3 protein-coding genes are annotated in these 3,147 nt (G+C 67.6%); all 3 read left to right on the top strand.

Going from position 1 to position 3,147, the window contains the following annotated elements; all coding sequences use genetic code 11:
- A partial coding sequence (locus tag LQV45_RS22775) for a LacI family DNA-binding transcriptional regulator (RefSeq protein ID WP_230008942.1) occupies positions 1-930 on the top strand: 930 nt, incomplete at its 5' end.
- A gap of 206 nt (positions 931-1,136) precedes the next feature.
- Complete coding sequence (locus LQV45_RS22770) at positions 1,137-2,432, top strand: sodium:proton antiporter (RefSeq protein ID WP_230008941.1); 1,296 nt, start codon at positions 1,137-1,139, stop codon at positions 2,430-2,432.
- A gap of 365 nt (positions 2,433-2,797) precedes the next feature.
- On the top strand, positions 2,798-2,977 hold the full coding sequence (locus tag LQV45_RS22765; RefSeq protein WP_018775517.1) for a hypothetical protein: 180 nt from the start codon (positions 2,798-2,800) through the stop codon (positions 2,975-2,977).
- The last annotated feature ends 170 nt before the right edge of the window (positions 2,978-3,147 follow it).

The following is a 3,147-nucleotide window of genomic DNA, read 5'->3' as shown; positions in this document are numbered from 1 at the left end:
CTGGAGTACCGGCCCAACGAGCTCGCCCGCAGCATGAACACCGGGAAATCGCACACCATCGGGGTGGTGGTCGGCGACATCGAAAACCCCCATTTCGGCCTGGCCACGCGGGGCATTACGGATACCGCCAAGCGGAGTGGATTCAATGTCATCCTGATCAATACGGACGAGGATACCGAGGCGGAAATCGACGCCGTCAGGGTGCTCCTCGACAAGCGCGTTGACGGCCTGATCGTGGCACCCGCGTCTTCCGTGGAAACGCAACATTTACGGCGCGTTTACGAATCCGGCCGTCCGCTGGTCCTTTTGGACCGCAAGGCGCCAGGGCTCGACGTCGACACCGTGGCGGTGGACATGGAGGACATCTCCCATGAATCCACCAGCTATTTGCTCAAGTCCGGCCACCGGAGGATCGCCTTCGTCTCCACGCTGAAAACAGCCGGGCCGTACCACGACGGCATGCAGCTGGACTCGTCCCAGATCTCGGACCGGCGCGACGGCATGAAACGCGCATTCGAGGAGGCGGGGCTGGACCTGCCCGTCGATCTGATCCGCCTCAACGCCGGCGACGACGAGTCCATCAAGAAGATCACCCGCGAGCTGGTGCAGCGCCCTGACCCGGCGACGGCGATCATCGCCTCCGACGGGCTGATCGGCCTCAGCGTGGTGGAAGCGATCCACGAGCTCGGCCTCTCCATTCCGGGTGATGTCTCCTTCCTCATGTATGACGACTTCGCCTGGACGCGCCTGACCACGCCCCCGCTCACGGTTATCGCCCAGCCTGTCTACGACATGGGCGTAGCAGCCGCGTCAGCCCTGATCCGGCAGATCGAAGGCCGCAAGGCACCGGCGGCCGCACCGACATTCACGGCCGCACTGATCCGCCGCGGCTCGGTCGCGGCCCCGCGGGCGGCCCGCGAGCACACTTAGTCCGCTTGCGGGCGCCATTGGGCGCCTCGACCCAAAGGACAGGGCTTAGTTCTCTGGCGCGGTCCCGGGCCGGCGGATTCACTGAACTGCAGGGGAACGTTTGGTGCAATCGGCGGAGGGAGCGTGATCCCTGTGGGCGGACCCATCCGGCTGCTGGAATCGGGCCGCCCTCACGCTGCGCCCACGGAAACGGGCGCCGATCCGCCATGGAGCTGACGGTCATTGTCCTCATCACCGCCCTCCTGTTCGCGTGGGCGCTGGTGTCGGCGCGGCTGCAGCAGGCGGACCTGACCGCTCCTATTGTGTTCACCGCTGTCGGCGCAGCCCTGGCCTGGTCCGGGCTGGTTAGTGGCCCGTCGCCCTTGGCGAGTATCACCCCGGTTGTCGAGGTCACCCTGGTGTGGGTGCTCTTCTCCGACGCCGCCCGCTTGCCGCTCCAGCAATTGCGCCAAGACGTGAGCCGCTACGTGCGGCTGCTGGGAGTCGGTCTGCCGCTGACGATTGTGTTCGGGTGGGCCCTGGCCGCTTGGTTCTTTCCCCAGTTCGGGTTCTGGCTGGCCCTCCTCGTCGGTGCTGCGCTTGCCCCTACCGACGCCGCACTCGGAATACCCGTGGTGACGAATCCGGCGGTGCCGTCGCGGATCCGCCAGCTGATCACGGTCGAAAGCGGCCTCAACGACGGCATCGCCACCCCGGTCGTCATGCTCGCCATCGCCGGCGCGGCCGCCGCAGCAGGCCTGGAGAGCGCCGAAGGCCCAGGCAGCGCGGCCATGGAGCTGCTCATCGGCGCCGGTGTCGGCGCAGCGGCCGGCGCCGCGGGAGGGTGGCTGCTCCAGCTGGCCCGCCGGCGCGGGACCGCAACCGAGGATTTCGCCGGCATCGGCGTCCTGGCCCTGAGCCTGCTCTCCTACAGCGCCGCACTCGCGGTGGGCGGCAACGGCTTCGTCGCCGCGTTCTGCGCCGGGCTGGCGTTCGGCACCTGCGCCGGGGAACGGGGGCCGGCCGAACTGGCTTTCGTTGAGCAGATGAGCGGCCTGGTGTCCCTGCTCGTGTGGCTGGCCTTCGGAGCCATCACCGTGCCGATCATGCTGGAGCACTCCCTCCCCCTGACCATCGCGTATGCCGTGCTCAGCCTCACGGTGGTGCGGATGCTGCCGGTGGCGCTGGCCTCAATTGGCGCCGGCCTCGACCGGAAAACCGTCCTGTTCGTGGGCTGGTTCGGCCCGCGCGGACTGGCGTCGCTCGTGTTCGCGCTGCTGGCGCTGGAAGCCCTTGGACCATTGTCCGATCAGGCTGTGGCCGTCATTGCCGCCACCGTACTGCTCAGCGTCCTGGCCCACGGCTTCAGCGCCGCACCGTTGGCTGCCCGCTACGGACGGGCCGCTGCCGCAGCGGGACCGGAGCCCGGCGGACCGGTGCCGGTCTCTCCGGCCCCCGCCCGGGGGCTGAGCCGCATGCACATCCACCCTCCGCATTTTCGGTCGAAGCGGTCCCGACCCTAGACCGCACTGAACCGTCTGCGCCGGACTCGGGTGCCGTCGTCGCCGTCCACGTTCCGGCACAGCGGCTGTGATGAGTCTCACGCGCAAATTTCGCCATCTGGCTTGAGCCTCCCGCGCGGCGCTGTGCACTATGGAAAGGCAAGGCGGGGACTGCGACGTTCCTGCCGGTGCAGCCTGACGAATTTCTGCGACGTTCCGCGTCCGCAGTAAACGCCGGGCACCCATCCTGGTGGACGCAATGAGGCCAAACCGGTGAGCTCGCAGAGCTGCCCACGGTCTCAGGCGTTCCTGGTTTGGCCCCTACGGCGGCTCCGCATCGGTGCGGCAGCCGGACATCCGGATTCATGAAATGGAAGCACTGAACAATGACGTTTGAAACTGCCAACTCTGTAACCCACAAGCTCTGGGACCGCTCCACCATGCACCACGAGCTGGACGCGCTGGTCCACGAGCTCTCCGAGCGCCACAACACCGCCAAGAGCAACATCGCGGTCCACGCCAGCGGCCCGAACACCTTCACCCTCAGCCTGAACCACGGCGCCTAAAGCCCGGGTTCCAGGCAGCAAAGCCAAACGACGACGGCGGGACCCGCGTCCCGCCGTCGTCGTTTGGCGTTTAAGCCCGCGGATCAACCGGCGCCCACGGCCCCGCGCATTTCCGTCTTGACCCGGTACATGTCCTGATCTGCGGCCAGCAGCAGGGCCGTGGCCAGTTC

It is taken from the genome of Microbacterium sp. Bi128 (assembly GCF_918698205.1).
Note: the sequence above shows the minus strand (reverse complement) of the source record. Positions and strands in the feature narration are given on the sequence as shown.

Bases quoted from the DNA above. Each gene is read 5' to 3' on its own strand.
- LQV45_RS22770 (WP_230008941.1), top strand. From the start codon at position 1,137: ATGGAGCTGACGGTCATTGTCCTCATCACCGCCCTCCTGTTCGCGTGG.
- LQV45_RS22765 (WP_018775517.1), top strand. From the start codon at position 2,798: ATGACGTTTGAAACTGCCAACTCTGTAACCCACAAGCTCTGGGACCGC.